We start from the raw sequence: 16,884 nt of genomic DNA on the forward strand, positions 1-16,884 counted from the left end.
ACGATCGGCCCGGCGAATCGTTCGCTTTACCGATCGAACGTCATCATGCCACGCGGACCCAGGCCTCGACCTCCGCCGCCGTGGAGGGGAACGAAGAGGACAGCAGCTCGTACCCGGTCGCCGTGACCACGACGTCGTCCTCGATGCGCACGCCGAGCCCGCGCAGCTCCGGCGGCACGGTGAGGTCGCCCGCGTGGAAGTACAGGCCGGGCTCGACGGCCAGCGCCATCCCCTCGGCCAGCGGCCCCGCCCGGTAGGCACCCGGGCTCGCGGCGGCGCAGTCGTGGACGTCCAGCCCGAGGAAGTGGCCGGTGCCGCAGACGATGTACCGGCGGTGCTGCTGCCCGGCCGGCGACAGGGCCTCGTCCACCGACACCGGGAGCAGGCCCCAGTCGTGCAGCCCCCTCGCGAGCACCCCCAGCGCGGTCGTCTGGAACGCGGCGAAGTCGTTCCCCGCGCGGACTTCGGCGAGCGCGGCGAGGTGGGCCGCGTGCACCAGGCCGTAGACGTCGCGCTGGGCCGGCGTGAACTCGCCGGACACCGGGAAGGTGCGGGTGATGTCGGCCGTGTAGAGCGAATCCAGCTCCACACCCGCGTCCAGCAGCACGACGCTGTCCTCGGCCACCGGCCCGTCGCAGCGCGTCCAGTGCAGCACCGGCGCGTTCCGCCCGGCCGCGACGATCGACGTGTACCCGGGGCCGGTGCCCTCCGTGCGGGCGCGGCGGTCGAAGGTGCCCTGCAGCCAGCGTTCCCCGCCGCCGCGCACCGCCTCCGGGAGAGCGGCGAGCACGTCGGCGAACCCGCGCGCGGTGGCGTCGACCGCAGCGCGCAGCTGGCCCACCTCCCAGTCGTCCTTGAGCCGCCGCAGCTCCGCGAGGACCGTGCGCAGCCGCTCGCTGTGGCCCTGGCCGTACGCGTCGAGCACCGGGTCGACGCCGGCGGTGACCAGCACCTGCGGGTGCCGGCCGCGCAACCCGTGCGGCAGGTCCTCCAGCGGGCGGCACTCGAGGCCCAGCGCCTGGGCGTACGCGGCCGGGGTGGCCGCGGAGCCGACCCACAGCGGGCTGGTGTCGGCGTCGCCGATGAAGTCGGTCTCGTCCGGCTCGGCCGGGCGCGGGACGTAGAGCGTCGCGTGGTGACTGTCGCCGGCCGGGGTCAGCACCAGGATCGCGCCCTCCCGCTGGCAACCGGTGAGCCAGACGAAGTCGCTGTCGGCGCGGAAGCCGTGGAAGGTGTCGTTGGAGCGCACCACCGCGCGCCCGGCCGCGAGGGCGATCCGCTGCCCGGGCAGCTCCGCCGACAGCCGGGCCCGGTGCGCGGCGGCGGCCTCGGCGGTGCCGTCCGGCACTTCGACGACGTCCGCGGCGGGCTCCCAGCCGTCGCGGATCCAGTTCCGGAATCCCTTGGCACCCAGCAGTGCGCGCAGGTCGGGCCGGGTTCGGTCGCCGGTCATCGGTTCCCCTTCCACCTTGACGAAGACAGCGTCGGGAAGTCAGCCTCACACCGCGAACGCCCGGCGGTAATGGCCTGCGGCGATAGACTCCGGCTATGGCCATGGAGATCCGGCAGCTGCGGGCGATCTGCGCCATCGCCGAGGCGGGCAGCCTGTCGCGGGCGGCCGCCGCGCTGGGCGTGTCCCAGCCGTCCCTGACGTCCCTGCTGCAGCGGTTCGAGCGGCAGATCGGCACGCCGTTGTTCGTCCGCAGCCACACCGGCGTCACCCCGACGCCGGTCGGCGAGCAGACGCTGCGCCGGGCTGGGGTGCTGCTGCTGGACTTCGACCGGTTCGAGGCCGACCTGCTCGGCTCGACCGGCACCGGCCCGCTCCGGCTCGGATCGTCCCAAATGGACTGTCTGCCGACGTTCGTCGAGCGGCTGGACGACGCACTTCCCGGCGTCGAGGTGACCGTCCACTTGGAACCGTCGAGCGCGGTGCTGGCCCGGTCGCTGGCCCGCGCGACCCTCGACATCGCCGTCATCGCCATGTCGGACGATCAGGAGGTGCCGCTGGCCAAGCACCTCGGCCACCGCGTGCTGCTCCCCTGGATCCCGGTCTTCATCGGCCTGCCCGCGCGGCACCGGCTGGCGGCGGAGACCGAGATCGACCTGGCCGATCTCGCGGACGAGGCCTGGATCGGCCCGCCGGGCTCCGAAGACGGCTCGCTGACGTCGTTGCGCGCGGCGGCCCACCGCGCCGGGTTCACCCCGCGGATCCGCTTCGAGTGCCAGAACGGCGGCGGCCGTCAGCTGATCACGGCCGGCCACGCGGTGGAGCTGGTCGAGCCGACCGCGCCCGAGCTGCCCGGCATGGTCGTGCGCCCCCTGAAGAACGACCCGATGCGCATGCGGCTCGTGCTGGCCTGGCGCAAGGAACGTGTCACCTGGGACCAGGCCGAGCGGGTCTACCGCGCGGCGATGACGTCCTACACCCGGCACGCGATGGCGTCGGTCCCGTTCCGGTCGTGGTGGACGCGGCGCCGGGAGGAGCAGGCCGGGGACAGCCTGGTCGGCTACTTCGGCGAAGCCGGCTGAGCGTCAGAGGTCGAAGTCCTCGGGCCGCAGCCCGTCGAGCTCGGTGCGGAACCGCGCGACCTCGGCTTCGGTGTCGAGCACGTCGGCCGCCGGGCGCTCGGCCTCCTGCTCGACCTCGAGCTGCACCGACGCGACGTCGAGCACCTCCTCGGCGACCTGGATCGGCGCGCCCTGGCGCAGGCCGAGCGCGACCGCGTCGCTGGGCCGGGCCGACACGCGGGTGCCGTCCACGAGCACGAGGTCGGCGTAGAAGATGCCGTCGCGCACCTCGGTCAGCTCGACCGCCGCGACCCCCTGGCCGAACGCCGAGAGGACGTCGCCGAGCAGCTCGATCGTGCCGGGCCGCGGCTGCTCGATCTGCTCGCGCGCCCGGACCAGGGCCTCGGCCTCGCCGTACCCGATCATGATCGCGAGCCAGCGGCGAGCCCCGTCCGATTCCCGGAGCAGCATCAGCGGGGCCTCCCCCGGGACCGGAACGGCCATCCCCACGACCTCGATCGGGATCACGCTGACCACCGCACCCTCCGTATAAGGACTCCTCCGCGCGCGAGGTACCCAGAAAGTCCGCGTTTACACCCTGCTTTCGGCCGCAACTTTTTCACCAGCTCGGCCTACCGCGCCTGACCACCCGAAACGACCGGCTCTCCTGCGCTGCGGACCCGGCCGGATCCCCTTGCCGGGTGGCCCCGGCCACTGTCACCGTCACGGGTGTGGAACCGACGATTTCGCGCAGCATCGATGTGCCCGTGGACGCGAACACGGTGTGGTCGTGGGTCACCGACCTGCCGCGGATGGGTGAGCTGAGCCCGGAGAACATCGGCGGCCGCTGGCTCGACGGCACCGGCCCGGCGCTGGGCGCGCGGTTCCGCGGGCGCAACCGCAACGGCGAGCTGCAGTGGTGGACGCGAGTGCTGGTGGTCGCCTGCGAGCCGGACCGCCGGTTCGCCTTCGACGTCCGGACGCCGCTCGGCTCGCGCGTCTCCCGGTGGGAGTACGTGCTGACGCCGACCGCGACCGGCTGCGTCGTCACCGAGAACTGGTACCGGATCGGCAGCTGGGTCGTGCGGAAGTTCATGGGGCCGAAGGTCACCGGCCGCGTCGACCGGCCCGGGTACAACGTCGAGTCGATCGAGCACACCCTCGCGGCCCTCAAGGCGCGGGCGGAGTTGCGGGCGGCAGCGTGAGCTAGGTCGCTCCGAACTGGTCAGTCTCTTGTTGAAACCCACTGTCCCGACTAGGTTGCTTTTTCAAACCTAGGAGGGTCATGACGGACATCGCGCCGAAGCCGGGACTCGTGCTGCTGGTCGTCTCGACGGCGGCGTTCCTGGCCAGCCTCGACACGTTCATCGTCACCATCGCCTTCCCCGGCATCCGGGCCGCGTTCCCGGGCGACGACCTCGCGACGCTGTCCTGGGTGCTCAACGGCTACACGGTCTTGTTCGCCGCGTGCCTCGCGCCCGCCGGGCGGCTCGCGGACCGCTACGGGCGCAAGCGGCTGTTCCTGATCGGCGTCGCGGTCTTCACGCTCGCCTCGGCCGCGTGCGCGATCGCGCCGTCGATCCCTGTGCTGATCGGCTTCCGCGCGGTGCAGGCGATCGGCGCGGCCCTGGTCATGCCGACGTCGCTGGCGCTGCTGCTGACGGCGTTCCCGGCGCACCGGCGGCCGATGGCGGTCGGCGTCTGGGCGTCGGTGGGCGCGGCGGCCGCGGCGCTCGGCCCGCCGGTCGGCGGTCTGCTCGTCGAGGCGTCGTGGCGCTGGGTGTTCCTGGTGAACCTGCCGATCTGCGCGCTGACGCTGCTGGCCGGCCCGCGCGTGCTGCGCGAGTCCCGCGACACGGGCACCGGCGTCCCGGACCTGCTCGGCGCGGCCGGGCTCCTGATCGGCGTCGGGGCGCTGGCCTACGCGCTGGTGGAGGCGCCCGACCACGGCTGGGGCTCACCGGCCGTCGTGCTCGCGTTCGTGGTGGCCGCCGTCGCGCTGGCCTGGGTGCCGCTGCGCTCGGCGCGCCACGCCGTGCCGGTGCTGGACCTGCCCGCGCTGCGCGTCCCGACGCTTTGGCTCGCCTGCGTGACGACCGGGGTGTTCGCCGCCGGGTTCGCCGCGATGCTGTTCGGCAACGTCCTGTTCCTGACGTCGATCTGGCACGACTCGGTGCTGCTCGCCGGGCTGTCGCTGGCACCGGGCCCGCTGATGGTGGTGCCGGTGTCGATCCTCGGCGGCCGGTTCGTGCACCGCTTCGGCCCGGGCCCGATCGTCGCGCTCGGCGGCGTCTCGTTCGGGCTCGGCGTGCTGATCTGGTTGCTGCGCATGGATTCCACCCGCGATTACGCGAGCGCGATGCTGCCCGGGCAGCTGCTGACCGGCGTCGGCGTCGGCCTGATCCTGCCGTCGCTGTCCGGCGTGGTGGGCACGGTCCTGCCCGCGGCCCGCTGGGGCGCCGGCTCGTCGATGGTCAACACGACCCGCCAGATCGGCACCGTCCTGGGCTTGGCGGTACTGGTCGCCCTCTTCGCGGGCACCCCGGACCTGACGGACTTCCGCCACGGCTGGCTCCTGATCCTCGCCACCGCGGTGGCCACGTCAGCAGGCGGCCTGCTCATCGCCGCGCGGCGCCGGACCGACCACCACGTCGAACCACCCAGCCCTGCCGCACCGGTCGTGAGTGTTCAGGGCGGTTAGAACCGCCCTGAACACTCACGAGAGCCAGGCACGGTCCAACACCGCGAGCCCGTCGTCGATCCTTTCCAGGGGGATCGCACCGTAACCCAGCACCAGACCCTGCCCGGGATAGCCGCCGCACAGGTCGGAGAGCGTCTGGACTTCCGCTCCGGCAAGGGAAGCGCGGGCCGCGACGGGCTCGAGGTCGTCGTCGGCCAGCGCGCACAGGTGCAGGCCCGCCGCCGACGGGACCAGCCGCAAGCGCCCGGCGAACGCCCGTTCCAGCGTCGACGTGATGCGCTCGTGCCGCTCGGCGTAGACCTTCGTCGCGCGGCGGATGTGGCGGGCGAACAGGCCGTCGTCGATGAACCGGGCCAGCGCGGCCTGCGCGGGCAGGTCGCCGTGCCAGTCCGAGAGCTGACGCGCGTGGCGCAGCGCGTCCCGCAATGACGCCGGCGCGACCAGGAAACCCAGGCGCAGCATGGGAAGCAGCGTCTTCGAGAACGACCCGACGTAGGCGACCCGGCCGTCGCGGTCGAGGCTCTGCAACGGCTCCAGGGGCCGGTCGGAGAACCGGAACTCGCTGTCGTAGTCGTCCTCGACGATCACGGCGTCCGCGCGCTCGGCCCACGCGAGCAGCGCCGTCCGCCGCGACAGCGACATCGGCGTGCCGAGCGGGAACTGGTGCGACGGCGTGACGTACACCAGCTTCGTCCGCGGGGGCAGCGCGGCGACGTCGAGGCCTTCGCCGTCCACCGGCACTCCGACGACTTCGGCGCCGTGGGACGCGAAGAGCTGCTTCGCCAGCCGGTAGCCGGGTTCCTCGATCGCCACCCGGTCCCCCGGCTCGAGCAGCACCCGGCACAGCAGGTCGAGCGCCTGCTGGGCGCCTTGCGTCACGAGGACGTCGTCCGCGTCGGCCCGCACCGAACGCGCGACGCCGGCGTGCCGGGCGATCGCCGCGCGCAGGCCCTCGTAGCCGCCGGGGTCGACGTAGTGCGCGAAGCCGACGGCGTCCCGCAGCTCGCTCGCGAGCAGCCGGCGCCACGTCTCGAGCGGGAACAGCGCGGCGTCGGGGATGCCGACGCGGAAGTCGTACTCCGGCGCCCGCGCCACCGGGGCGACCGGCGGCGGCAGCGACCGCCACACGGCCTTGGGCTGCGGACCGGCTCCCGAAGGCGCCTTGCGCGACTTGGCCCGCGTGGGAAGTTCCGCGCAGACGTAGGTGCCGGCGCCGACGCGCCCGGCGAGGAAACCGTCGGCGGTCAGCCGGTCGTAGGCCACCGCGACGGTGTTGCGCGAGACGGCCAGCCGCCGCGCCAGCTCGCGCGTCGGCGGCAGTCGCTCGCCCTCGCGCAGCCGGCCGTCGAGGATGGCGTCGCGCAGCTGCCGGTAGATCCGGACGCTGAGGTCGCCACGCCCCGCCAGGCTGACGTGGAAGTCCATCCGGCGACCCTATATTGGCCCAGTGCACAAGGCCATAATTGGATCTGGGATCGGGCCAACCCGGGCCCTAACGTAGCTCTCATGACGGTGACTCTGGAACGCCCCGCGAAGGCCCCGAAGGCCGCACCCGGACGGCTGCTCGCGGCCGCCCAGCTGGCCGGCTCGCTCGGCGACGGCGCGTTCCTGACCTGCTCGGTCCTGTTCTTCACGCGGATCGTCGGCCTGAGCCCGGCCCAGGTCGGGCTCGGCCTCACGCTCGGCTGGGCCGTCGGCTCGGTCGCGGGCGTCCCGCTCGGCCACCTCGCCGACCGCCACGGCGCCCGCGGCTCCGCGGTGCTGCTGGCCCTGGCGACGAGCGTGTCGATCCTCGCCTTCCTGGTCGTCCGCTCGCCGCTGCTGTTCGTCCTGGCCGCCTGCCTCTACGGCAGCTGCCAGACCGGCCTCGCCGCCGCCCGCCAGGCACTGCTGGCCGCGCTCGCCGACCCGCAACACCGGACGCGCATCCGGGCGCAGCTGCAGTCCGCGGGCAACGCCGGTCTCGCCGTCGGCGCCGGGCTGGGCGGGCTCGCGCTGTCGGCCGACACGGCGTCGGCGTACCTGACAGTCTTCGCGCTCGACGCCGTGAGTTTCCTGGTCACCGCGGCACTGCTCTTCGCACTCCCGACCGTGGCGCCGTCAGCGCTCCCCGAAACCGGCGAGCCGAAACTGGCCGTGCTGCGCGACCGGCCCTACGCCGTCGTGACGCTGCTGAACGCGATCCTGTTGCTGCGCATGCCGTTGCTGAGCGTCGCGATCCCGCTGTGGATCGTGGAACGCACCGCCGCGCCGGGCTGGACGGTGTCCGCGCTGTTCGTGCTCAACACGGTCGTCGTGGTGGTGCTGCAGGTCCGCGTGGCCGGCCGGCTGGCGAGCATCGGCTCGGCGGCGCGGATGGTCCGCCGGTCCGGGGTGCTGCTGTTCGCCTCCTGCGTCGCCTTCGCGCTCTCGGCGCTGGGCACGTCGCCGTGGGTCGCGTTCGCGGTGCTGGTCGCCGGCGCGCTGGTACAGGTGCTCGGCGAGATGCTGCAGTCGGCGGGCTCCTGGGAGATCGGCTTCGCGCTCGCGCCGGCCGACAAGCAGGGCCAGTACCAGGGCTTCTTCGGCACCGGGACGTCGGTGGCGCGCGCGATCGGCCCGGTGCTGCTGAGCACGGTCGTCCTCGGCTGGGGCCTGCCCGGCTGGCTGCTGATGGGCGGCGTGTTCCTGGCCGCGGGCTTTGCGATGGGCCCGGCGGTGCGCTGGGCCCGGAAAAACACTAAGAGGCTGTTCCTAAACCAGTCGGGATGGGCTGGAGGGGTGGCGCCGTTGGTGGATGTTGGCGGGGTCGTGGCGGGTGAGTTTGCGGGTCATGGTGGTGATCATGGCCCACTTGATGATGGCTTCGTGGGTGCCGGGTAGACGTTCGTAGTCCCGGACGGTGCGCCGGTGGCGGGTGATCCAGGCCAGGGTCCGCTCGACCTTCCACCGGTGCGCCACCACCACAAACCCGGGTGTCTTATCGGTCCGTTTGACGATCCGGACAGTCAAAGCGAGAGTCTGGCGGGCCCAGGGCAGCAACGCCCCGGCGTAGCCGCCATCAGCCCAGACCAGGCTGATGTGGTCGAACAGGTTGCCCAATAGCCGCAGCAGCGGGCGGGCGGCGTCACGGTCCTGGACCGAGGCGTCGGTGACCACGACTGCGAGCAGCATCCCGAGGACGTCGACGGCGATGTGCCGTTTCCGGCCGTTGATCCTTTTTCCCGCGTCGTAGCCGCGGCTGGTCTGCCCGACGGTTTCGGCGGCCTTGACTGATTGCGAGTCGATGATCGCCGCGGTCGGCCAGGGTGGGCGGCCGTCGGTCATCCGGACCCGGTCGCGCAGCGCGTCGTGCAGGTCGTCGACCGCGAGCAGGTCTGCCCAGCGTTGGAAGTATTTGTAGACGGTGGACCAGGGTGGGAAATCGGCGGGCAGGGCTCGCCAGGTGATGCCTTCTTTGACCAGGTACCGGATGGCGTCGATGACGGTCCGGCGGCAGTGTTTCTCCGGCCGTCCTCCGACACCTTCCCGGCCGCCGCGCCAGTCTGCGCGGCGGGGCAGCAACGGGAGCAGCAGCGCCCATTCGGCTTCGGTGCAGTCGGAGGGGTAGCGGCGTCGGCGGGGCGAGACCGATGACATACACGCCTGATCGGCAAGGCACACTAGGGCTGGGCTCCTGGTAGCTGGGTTTGGCTTCGCAACCTCCCTCCTACCAGGAGCCCACCTGTTTCATGTGTCACGACACCCGCCACGACCACAGGTTCAGGAACAGCCTCTAAGACTTCAGCTGACGCGCGTTGAGCCCGTACTGCGCCATCTTGCGGTAGAGCGTCGCGCGGCCCATGCCGAGCCGCGCGGCGGCGTGCACCACCGTCGCCCCCGGCTCGGACAGGCACCGCACGATCTCGTCGCGTTCCAGGGCCTGCAGCCGGCTCAGCCGGTGCCCGACGCCGGTGAACACCTCGGCCGGCAGGTGCTGGGTGTCGATGACGTCCGATCGCGCGGCGGCTTCGCGCATCACACGGCGAAGCTGCTTCACGTTCTCCGGCCAGTCGTAGGCCATCAGCGCGCGCGACGCCGCGGACGTGAACGTGACGTCGCGGCCGCGGTCCCGGCGGGCGAAGTGGTGGGCCAGCGGGAGGACGTCGTCGGGGCGGAACCGCAGGGCCGGCACCTCGACGACCCGGTCGACCAGCGGGCTCAGCGCCGCGCACAGCGCGCCGTCCTTCGCGGTGAGCACGAACGGGACCGGCCCACCCCGTTGCCGCGCCTCGGTGAACAGCGGCGCCAGCTCCCACGCCGCCCACGCGGGCAGGGCGTCCACCCCCGACACGATGACGCACGTGTCGTCCTTGGTCAGTTCGGGCGTCCAGAGCGTCAGCCACGTATCGGCGTCGTCGGGTGCGGGCGGGCGCGCGTTGAGCACGCGGTCGCGGGGCCGCAGCTCCCGGTGCGCTAGCGAGGCCAGCGCAGTCTTGCCCGCTCCCGGTTCGCCGACTACCGCCACCACCCGGCCGGCCGCCAGCGCCGCCCGCGTCTCGGCGACCGCGGTGGTCCACGCGGAGGAGAGGCGCGGCAGGTCGCCGGGGTCGACGCGGTCGGCGTAGACGCGGAACACCTCGCCGCGCGGGGTCGGGTGGGCGGTCCGGCCGGACGCGCGGGCCAGCATCAGCGCCGCGGTGTTGCCGGCCGCGGCCTGGGCGAGGGCGAGCAGCAGTTCGGACGACTGCTCCGACCAGGTCGTCAGGTTGACGCTCCCGGCGAGCGTGCCGGTGATCGGGTCCAGCACCGGCACCGCCGCGCAGGTGTACCCGCGCAGGTCGGTGCAGTAGTGCTCGCCGGCGCGCACCAGCGACGGCGCCCGGTCGGCGAGCGCCAGGCCGAGGCCGTTCGTGCCCGCGTTGCTCTCGGCGAAGTAGAAGCCGGGCGCCAGGTGCACCTTGTCGAGCGAGCGGTTGATCGACGCGTCCGTGCACAGCCGGCTCAGCACCAGGCCTTCGCTGTCGGTGATCATCAGGCTGATCGGCTCGTTGGCCAGGGTCGCCTGCAGGCCCCGCAGCACCTCCGTGCCGCATTCGTAGAGCAGCGAACCGGTGTCGACCGCGCCGGAGAACACGGGCAGGACCTCGTCCTCGGGCACGCCGTAGCGCTCGCTGCGCTGCCAGGACGCCCGCAGCCGCGGCGCGATGGCGGCCGCCCCGCGCACGTCGAACGACCGCGTGACGTGCACCTGCGGGTTCTCCACCTCGACCTCCCGGGGCGCGCCGCTGCGCCGACTCCCCCAGGCTACGTCCGCGGACCGCACCGCGGCAGCGCTCGCCTGTCTCATATCGAGACACCGGGTGGGTCCCTGACCAGGCTCGACGTGCCTACCGTCGCCAGCACGTGCCAATGGCGGACACGAACGCGGAGGACGCACATGTACAGCAAGGACGGCGAGACGTATTTCATCGTGGACGCCCACGTGGCGCTCTGGGACGCGCGCCCGGAGAACCAGCGCAACATCCACGGCAAGCAGTTCATCGACTGCTTCTACGACTACCACCGCAACCTCAGCCCAGAGTCCGAGGTGTGGCCGTACGAGGAGTACCTCTACCAGGGCGGCGAGCGGCTGGTGAAGGACTTGTTCGAGGACGGCTACGTCGACCACGCGATCTTCCAGCCCGCCCACCTCGGCGCGTTCTACAACACCGGCTTCGGCCAGACCGAAGAAGCGTTCGCGCTGACGCGGAAGCACCCGGGCAAACTCACCTACAACCACAACTTCGACCCGCGGCTGGAACAAGCGGGCCTCGACCGGTTCCGGCGTGACGCCGAGCGCTTCGGTCTCAAGGGCGTCAAGCTCTACACCGCCGAGTGGCAGGGTGATTCGCGCGGTTACAAGCTGAACGATCCGTGGACGTACAAGTACCTGGAAGCCTGTCAGGAACTGGGCGTCAAGAACATCCACGTCCACAAGGGACCGACGATCCGGCCCCTGGATCGCGACGCCTTCGACGTCGCCGACGTCGACCACGCGGCCACCGACTTCACCGACCTGAACTTCGTCGTGGAACACTGCGGGCTGCCGCGGCTGGAGGACTTCTGCTGGATCGCCACGCAGGAACCGAACGTGCACGCGGGGCTCGCGGTGGCGATGCCGTTCATCCACACCCGGCCCAAGTACTTCGCGCAGATCATCGGTGAGCTGCTGTACTGGCTGGACGAAGACCGCATCCAGTTCTCCAGCGACTACGCGATCTGGACGCCTCGCTGGCTGGTCGAGCGGTTCGTCGACTTCCAGATCCCGGAGGACCTGCCCGAGTACGCGCCGCTGACGGTGGCGCAGAAGAAGAAGATCCTCGGGCTCAACGCGGCCGCGATGTACGACATCCCGGTGCCTGCGGAGCTGCAGCTCGCGCCCGTCGAGACCCAGGCCGTTTCGGTGGCGTGAGGTGGACGCCCACACCGCGCTGGACGCGGTTCTCGACCCGGAGCTCGACGAGCCCATCACGGACCTCGGCTTCGTGAAATCACTCGACGTCGACGGCGGCCGGGTGACCGTCCACTTGCGACTCCCGACGTCGTTCTGCGCGCCGAACTTCGCCTACCTCATGGCGTCGGACGCGAAGGACGTGCTGACGGCGTTGCCGTGGACGGACGAAGTCGTGGTCATGCTCGACGACCACCACGACTCGGACCTGATCAACCGCGGTCTCGCGGCGGACGCGGGCTACCGCGGCACGTTCGGCCACGAGGCCGAAGAAGATCTCGAAGAGCTGCGGCAGACGTTCCGGCGCAAGGCGCACCAGGCGGCGATGGAGCGTGCGCTGACGGTGCTCGTGCGTGCGGACGAGCACGTCGACCTGCACGCGGTGACGCTCGCGGACCTGCCTTCGGCGCCGTCTTCCGAGGCCCTCTTGCGTCGTCGCGAGGCGCTCGGGCTTTCCCTCGACCCGTCGGCGCCGGTCCTGGTCGACGAGCACGGGACGCCGTTCCCGCGCGAGGAGATCCCGCTGCGGCTGCGGTTCGCGCGATCGGTCCGCATTTCCATCGAGGGCAACGCGCACTTCTGCCGCGGCCTGCTCCGTACCCGGTACCCGGAATCCACAGTGGAGGCTTCATGAAAGCGGTCCAGGTCGTCGGCTATCACGCGCCGTTGCGGCTCACCGACGTTCCCGAACCCGAGGCCACCGGCCCGTACGACGTCGTCGTGCGGATCGGCGGCGCCGGCGTCTGCCGCACGGACCTGCACATCCTGGAAGGGCAGTGGCAGGAGAAGTCCGGCGTCACCCTGCCCTACACGATCGGCCACGAGAACGCGGGCTGGGTGCACGCCGTCGGCAGTGCGGTGACGAACGTCGCCGAGGGTGACAAGGTGATCGTGCACCCGCTGATCACGTGCGGGCTGTGCCGGGCGTGCCGCTTCGGCGACGACGTCCACTGTGCACAGTCGTTGTTCCCGGGCATCGACACCGCGGGCGGCTACGCGGAGTACCTCAAGACGTCGGCGCGCAGCGTGGTGAAGATCGACGACGCGCTGGAGCCGGCGGACGTCGCGGCCCTGGCGGACGCCGGCCTGACGGCGTACCACGCGGCGGCCAAGGCGGCGCGGCGCCTGCGTCCGGGCGACAAGTGCGTCGTCATCGGCGCGGGCGGGCTCGGGCACATCGGCATCCAGGTGCTCAAGGCGATCTCGGCGGCGGAGCTGATCGTGGTGGACCGCAACCCGGACGCGGTCAAGCTGGCGGTCTCGATCGGCGCCGACCACGGTGTGGTCGCAAGCGGCGCCCAGGTGAGCGAAGTCCTCGACCTCACGGGCGGCCACGGCGCGGAGACGGTGATCGACTTCGTCGGCGAAGGCGGCGCGACGACGGAGGGCATCGCGATGCTGCGCCGGGCGGGCGACTACCACGTGGTGGGTTACGGCGAGAACATCGACGTCCCGACGATCGACGTCATCTCGACGGAGATCAACCTGATCGGCAACCTGGTGGGTTCGTACAACGACCTGTGCGAACTGATGGTGCTGGCGGCACAGGGCCGGGTGAAGCTCCACACGGCGCGCTACGCCCTGGACGACTTCCAGAGCGCGCTGGACGACCTGGACGCGGGCCGCATCCGCGGCCGCGCGATCCTGGTCCCCTAACCCAGGCCCACTTTCACCCGAAGGTGCCCTCCGGAGCGGGAACTCCGGATCACTTTCATAGCGAAAGTGACGACTACAGCCGTTCCTACGTCACTTTCATGGCGAAAGTGAGGGTTACTGACTGGGCTGGGCCGCCGGGGCCTGGTGCAGGGAGAGGTCCGGGCCGGCGGCGGTGTCCTGGGCCCAGGCTCCGGACTCCGCCGTCCACGTCTGGCCGGCGAAGCTCACCTTGTCGACGCCCAGCGCCTCCGCGCGGCCGACCAGCCAGTTCGCGTACGTCCAGCCCTGGGCCGGCGGGTGCGCTCCGCTCAACCGGGACGTGCCCAGCTCCGCCGTCGCCGATGCCGCGATGTCCGCGGGCGGCGCCAGGGTCAGGTTGCGGCAGGTCAGGGCGGCCGGCCACTGGCCGTTGAAGGCCGCCGCCATGCCTCGGGCCTGCGTCTCCCACTGCGCGTACGCGTCCGGGGCGCCCGAGCGCTGGATGGCCTGGGCCGCCTCGGTGATCGGCATCGTCTCCCAGCCCGGCAGCTTCTCGAGCTTCTCGTAGAACGCCGTCGACGCGTAGACCGGGTCACGCAGCTGGGCGACCGTGCCCCAGCCCTGGCTGGGCCGCTGCTGGAACAGCCCGACCGAGTCGCGGTCACCGCCCTCGAGGTTCTGCAGCTTCGACTCCTGCAACGCCGTGGCCAGCGCGACCGTCGCCGCGTGGGCGGGCAGGCCCAGCTTCGTCCCGACGGCCGAGATCGTCGCGGCGCTGTTCATCTGCTCCGGGGTGAATGTGAAGGCCCCGCCGCCGTCCCCGGGCGGCGTCACGGTGCACCCGGGCGACCGGACCGGGCTGCGCACGAGCACCGCCACGACCACGATCCCCGCCGTCAGCACGACGACCGCCCCCAGGAAGATGGCCACCTTCAGGCCACATCCACGCACACTGCCTCCCCATCACCCGTTCGCACCAGTCTGCCCTCTCGGAAGACGCGGGGCGCGGGCCGGGGTTCAGTGGCCGGTACCGAGGAAGATCGGGTTCGACATCGCGACCATCGCGTTGGGCGAGGTCGTGTTCGGGCCGCCCGAGGGCCGCCGGACCTCGACGCGCACCCAGCGGCTGTAGCGCGGGTAGGTGGTCCACGTGACGGTCGCCACCCCGGCGTCGCCGACGGACTCGACATGCTCCGGGCCCAGCTGGTCGAGGAACGTCACCGTGGTCCCCGGCACCCCGCCGACGACCGCGCGCACCGTCACCGGCGTCCCGGTCCCGGCGGGGAGCCGCTCGCCGATGCCGGCCGTGCGCCCGCCACCGGAGACCGTGAAGTCGAGCCGGACCGCCGCCGACTCGGCCAGCCACGACCGGCCGGCCTTCAGCCCGGCCAGGAGTTCCTTGCGGCGCAAGCGATCGGCGTGGACGACGGTGTGCGGCAGCGCGACCGTCTGGTCCGGGTTGTGCGCGTCCGAGTCGCCGATCGCCGGGATGAACCGGCCGCCGCGCAGCAGGCCGTCCCAGTGGATGACGCTCGCTTCGTCGTCCTGGGTCCACGGCCCGTTCCACACCTCGACGAGGTCGGCGATCTCGTAGGCGAACTCGTACGTGCAGCCGAAGCAGTTGGCGAACGGGTGCGCGGCGGTGACCAGGCCGCCCGCGCGGTGCACCTGGTCGGTGAACCGGCGGAAATCCGCCGCGTCGGCCGCGCGGTAGCGCCAGTCGATCCAGGTGCCGGCAGGCAGGCCGATCGCCGGCCAGTGCCCCGACCGCGTCGTCACCTCTTCGCCGTTGAGGATCAGCAGGTCGTCGGTGGCGTGCTCGCCCCACTGCAGCTGCGAGCTGGACGTGTTGTGGTCGGTCGAGACGATGAAGTCCAGGCCCGCGGCGCGCGCGTCGGCGACCAGCTGCTCCGGCGTGCGGCGGCCGTCGGAGTGCACGGTGTGGAGGTGGCCGTCACCGCGGTACCAGGCGCGGCCCCTCTCGCGGGCGGGCGCGGTCTCCGGCGCCGGGTTCGGCTTGAACGGCGCGCCGTCCGGGCCGAAGGTGAGCGTGATTTCGACGCGGTAGTCCAGGCCCTGCGGCGCGACGGTGTACGGGCCGAGGACGACGTGCCACCGGCCGGGCTCGACCGGCCCGGCGAGGTAGCCCGGCGTCGCCTCGGACGCGCTGATCGAGAACCGGTCGCGGAAGCCGCCGGACCAGCCCCGGAAGCCCCGGGTGTTGCCCAGCTCGTGCCCCTCGGGGCCGAACATGCCGATGTCACAGGCGTTCCCGCGGGTGCCGGCGGGCACCTGGGGTTTGTCGTAGGAGTAGGCGACGTCGATCTGCCGGACGCCGCGCGGGACGTCGACGGGCAGGTAGTACCAGTCCGGGATGTCGGGCGCGAAGGTGCCGGTGACGGTCCGGGTCTGGGTGCCGGTGCTGCCCGGCTGCTCCGCGAACGCGACGCCGGGGAGCAGCCCCGCGGCCGCGGCCAGCCCGCTCGCGCGGAGCACCGTTCGCCTGCTGACATCCATGCCGACCTCCGCATCAGTGACGGCCCGACGCTAGGTCAGCAACGCGAACCCGGACAAGAACCGCCGGTGAACTTTCGGCGAGCGGTGCCGGTTGCGCGTCAGCGCTTGGCGAGGATCTTCGCGAGCGCGACGGCGGTGACGGCCGCGGCGAGCCCGAGCCGCGTGACGTCGAGGGCCGGCACCCACTTCACACTGCCGTCGCGCAGGACGAACGCCCCGACGGGCCGCGCGAGGACTCCGAACCCGGCGCCCTCCCGCAGCGGCAGCGTGTCCGCGTCCCCGCCGCCCCCGCCCCCGAACACCGCGGCGGCCGGGACGACGACGGTCCCGTCCCGCTCGACCGGTTCGCCGTAGACGAGCTTCGCGGCGAAAACGTCCCGCGCGGCGGCGGCCAGCTGCCCGAGTTTCATCCGGCCATCATGACCGTGGCGGCCGGAGCACCACACCTCATCCATGGCGGACCCGGCGGCTCTTTTCGGCCCGGCACGAGAAATTCCGGCCGGCCGGGGTGTGAACCCGGTGTATCCGGGGCATTGACCCCCGACACCTGTGCTCGGGGAGAACGCCCGCACCGAGGGAGGACGCCATGACCTTCGACTTCGTCAGCCGCTGGCTGGGCCGGCAGCACGACCGGCCGGGGGTCTCCGTGGACCTCGCGTGCGGCGGCCGCGTCACCCTGCGGGAGGTCGACGGGAAGCCCGTTCTCGCGATCACCACCGCGCCCGGGCCGGACGGGCGGTGCAGCGTCGCCGCTGTGCCGTTGTCGGAGGCCGAACGCCGCGAGCTCGGCCAGGTGCTGGAGTCGGACGTCCTGCTGGCGTCCTGACCGCGCGGGCAACCAGATGTTTTCCTAGTCACGCCCGGCGTAGGGTTCCCCTGTGCTTTGTGGCAGACCTCGCGAGAATCCGGCGCCGTGCAGTGTGGCGCGGGTCGCTTTTTGTCGGGTTCCCACAAAGCATCGCCTCCGGCATGCGCCATGCCGGACATTGGCCCACCCGGTCGTGATCGACCAGGGTGTAGGCAGGTGCAGGCGACGCTCCGGGACCCGGACGTCGCCTTCTGCGCGTGG

General features: G+C 72.1%; 15 protein-coding genes and 1 pseudogene. 8 read left to right on the forward strand and 8 right to left on the reverse strand.

The annotated features are described in order from the left end of the window. Positions 1-43 precede the first annotated feature (43 nt). Positions 44-1,453: an aminopeptidase P family protein gene (locus OG494_RS16720; protein WP_328456682.1), complete on the reverse strand. Its 1,410-nt coding sequence runs from the start codon at positions 1,451-1,453 to the stop codon at positions 44-46. A gap of 95 nt (positions 1,454-1,548) precedes the next feature. Here OG494_RS16720 and OG494_RS16725 point away from each other — a divergent pair, with 95 nt between their 5' ends. Continuing rightward, positions 1,549-2,532, forward strand: a complete 984-nt coding sequence (locus tag OG494_RS16725) for a LysR family transcriptional regulator (RefSeq protein ID WP_328456684.1) — start codon at positions 1,549-1,551, stop codon at positions 2,530-2,532. 3 nt (positions 2,533-2,535) lie between these two features. Here OG494_RS16725 and OG494_RS16730 read toward each other — a convergent pair whose 3' ends face one another. Next, positions 2,536-3,048, reverse strand: coding sequence for a bifunctional nuclease family protein (locus OG494_RS16730; RefSeq protein ID WP_328456686.1), 513 nt, complete (start codon positions 3,046-3,048; stop codon positions 2,536-2,538). 194 nt (positions 3,049-3,242) lie between these two features. Between OG494_RS16730 and OG494_RS16735 the strand changes: the two genes are divergently transcribed. After that, the gene (locus tag OG494_RS16735; protein ID WP_328456688.1) at positions 3,243-3,716 is read left to right on the forward strand and encodes an SRPBCC family protein; all 474 of its coding nucleotides are present in this window, start codon (positions 3,243-3,245) and stop codon (positions 3,714-3,716) included. An 80-nt stretch (positions 3,717-3,796) separates the two neighbouring features. Beyond that, positions 3,797-5,212 (forward strand): MFS transporter, encoded by a 1,416-nt coding sequence (locus OG494_RS16740; RefSeq protein WP_328456690.1) that lies wholly within the window; start codon positions 3,797-3,799, stop codon positions 5,210-5,212. 15 nt (positions 5,213-5,227) lie between these two features. Here the strand turns inward: OG494_RS16740 and pdxR are convergent, their stop codons facing one another. Next, entirely contained in the window at positions 5,228-6,637 is a 1,410-nt protein-coding gene (gene pdxR / locus OG494_RS16745) for a MocR-like pyridoxine biosynthesis transcription factor PdxR (protein WP_328456692.1), read from the reverse strand. A gap of 81 nt (positions 6,638-6,718) precedes the next feature. Between pdxR and OG494_RS16750 the strand changes: the two genes are divergently transcribed. Further along, positions 6,719-8,074, forward strand: coding sequence for an MFS transporter (locus tag OG494_RS16750; protein ID WP_328456694.1), 1,356 nt, complete (start codon positions 6,719-6,721; stop codon positions 8,072-8,074). A 9-nt stretch (positions 8,075-8,083) separates the two neighbouring features. Here OG494_RS16750 and OG494_RS16755 read toward each other — a convergent pair. Both OG494_RS16755 and OG494_RS16760 read right to left on the reverse strand, forming a co-directional pair. Beyond that, positions 8,084-8,830 (reverse strand): annotated as a pseudogene (locus OG494_RS16755) (IS5 family transposase); the annotation flags it as partial. 136 nt (positions 8,831-8,966) lie between these two features. After that, positions 8,967-10,436 carry a helix-turn-helix domain-containing protein gene (locus tag OG494_RS16760; RefSeq protein WP_328456696.1) on the reverse strand — a complete coding sequence of 490 codons (1,470 nt, stop codon included), beginning with the start codon at positions 10,434-10,436 and terminating at the stop codon, positions 8,967-8,969. A gap of 174 nt (positions 10,437-10,610) precedes the next feature. Here OG494_RS16760 and OG494_RS16765 point away from each other — a divergent pair, with 174 nt between their 5' ends. The 3 genes from OG494_RS16765 to OG494_RS16775 are packed head-to-tail and all read left to right on the forward strand — an operon-like array spanning position 10,611 to position 13,319. After that, positions 10,611-11,624 (forward strand): amidohydrolase family protein, encoded by a 1,014-nt coding sequence (locus OG494_RS16765; RefSeq protein ID WP_328456698.1) that lies wholly within the window; start codon positions 10,611-10,613, stop codon positions 11,622-11,624. Between the two features lies 1 nt (position 11,625). Further along, the gene (locus tag OG494_RS16770; protein ID WP_328456700.1) at positions 11,626-12,297 is read left to right on the forward strand and encodes an iron-sulfur cluster assembly protein; all 672 of its coding nucleotides are present in this window, start codon (positions 11,626-11,628) and stop codon (positions 12,295-12,297) included. Then, positions 12,294-13,319: an NAD(P)-dependent alcohol dehydrogenase gene (locus tag OG494_RS16775; RefSeq protein WP_328456702.1), complete on the forward strand. Its 1,026-nt coding sequence runs from the start codon at positions 12,294-12,296 to the stop codon at positions 13,317-13,319. The genes OG494_RS16770 and OG494_RS16775 overlap by 4 nt, the downstream gene beginning before the upstream one ends. Positions 13,320-13,433: 114 nt before the next feature. Here the strand turns inward: OG494_RS16775 and OG494_RS16780 are convergent, their stop codons facing one another. From OG494_RS16780 to OG494_RS16790, 3 genes are all read right to left on the reverse strand, one after another. Beyond that, a complete protein-coding gene (locus OG494_RS16780; protein ID WP_442874419.1) occupies positions 13,434-14,228 on the reverse strand; it encodes a hypothetical protein in 795 nt (264 codons plus the stop codon). A gap of 87 nt (positions 14,229-14,315) precedes the next feature. Next, positions 14,316-15,815: a CehA/McbA family metallohydrolase gene (locus OG494_RS16785; RefSeq protein ID WP_328456704.1), complete on the reverse strand. Its 1,500-nt coding sequence runs from the start codon at positions 15,813-15,815 to the stop codon at positions 14,316-14,318. 98 nt (positions 15,816-15,913) lie between these two features. Further along, positions 15,914-16,225, reverse strand: a complete 312-nt coding sequence (locus tag OG494_RS16790; protein ID WP_328456706.1) for a hypothetical protein — start codon at positions 16,223-16,225, stop codon at positions 15,914-15,916. Positions 16,226-16,401: 176 nt separating this feature from the next. Between OG494_RS16790 and OG494_RS16795 the strand changes: the two genes are divergently transcribed. Continuing rightward, on the forward strand, positions 16,402-16,641 hold the full coding sequence (locus OG494_RS16795; RefSeq protein ID WP_328456708.1) for a hypothetical protein: 240 nt from the start codon (positions 16,402-16,404) through the stop codon (positions 16,639-16,641). Positions 16,642-16,884: the final 243 nt, after the last annotated feature.

Origin of the sequence: Amycolatopsis sp. NBC_00438, assembly GCF_036026695.1 — a bacterium.
Lineage (GTDB): Bacteria > Actinomycetota > Actinomycetes > Mycobacteriales > Pseudonocardiaceae > Amycolatopsis.

Excerpts from the sequence above, each read along its gene's own strand:
- OG494_RS16725 (WP_328456684.1), top strand. The coding sequence starts at position 1,549 with ATGGCCATGGAGATCCGGCAGCTGCGGGCGATCTGCGCCATCGCCGAG.
- OG494_RS16775 (WP_328456702.1), top strand. The coding sequence starts at position 12,294 with ATGAAAGCGGTCCAGGTCGTCGGCTATCACGCGCCGTTGCGGCTCACC.
- OG494_RS16785 (WP_328456704.1), bottom strand. The coding sequence starts at position 15,815 with ATGGATGTCAGCAGGCGAACGGTGCTCCGCGCGAGCGGGCTGGCCGCG.
- OG494_RS16750 (WP_328456694.1), top strand. The coding sequence starts at position 6,719 with ATGACGGTGACTCTGGAACGCCCCGCGAAGGCCCCGAAGGCCGCACCC.
- OG494_RS16790 (WP_328456706.1), bottom strand. The coding sequence starts at position 16,225 with ATGAAACTCGGGCAGCTGGCCGCCGCCGCGCGGGACGTTTTCGCCGCG.
- OG494_RS16765 (WP_328456698.1), top strand. The coding sequence starts at position 10,611 with ATGTACAGCAAGGACGGCGAGACGTATTTCATCGTGGACGCCCACGTG.
- OG494_RS16740 (WP_328456690.1), top strand. The coding sequence starts at position 3,797 with ATGACGGACATCGCGCCGAAGCCGGGACTCGTGCTGCTGGTCGTCTCG.
- OG494_RS16720 (WP_328456682.1), bottom strand. The coding sequence starts at position 1,453 with ATGACCGGCGACCGAACCCGGCCCGACCTGCGCGCACTGCTGGGTGCC.
- OG494_RS16795 (WP_328456708.1), top strand. The coding sequence starts at position 16,402 with ATGACCTTCGACTTCGTCAGCCGCTGGCTGGGCCGGCAGCACGACCGG.
- pdxR (WP_328456692.1), bottom strand. The coding sequence starts at position 6,637 with ATGGACTTCCACGTCAGCCTGGCGGGGCGTGGCGACCTCAGCGTCCGG.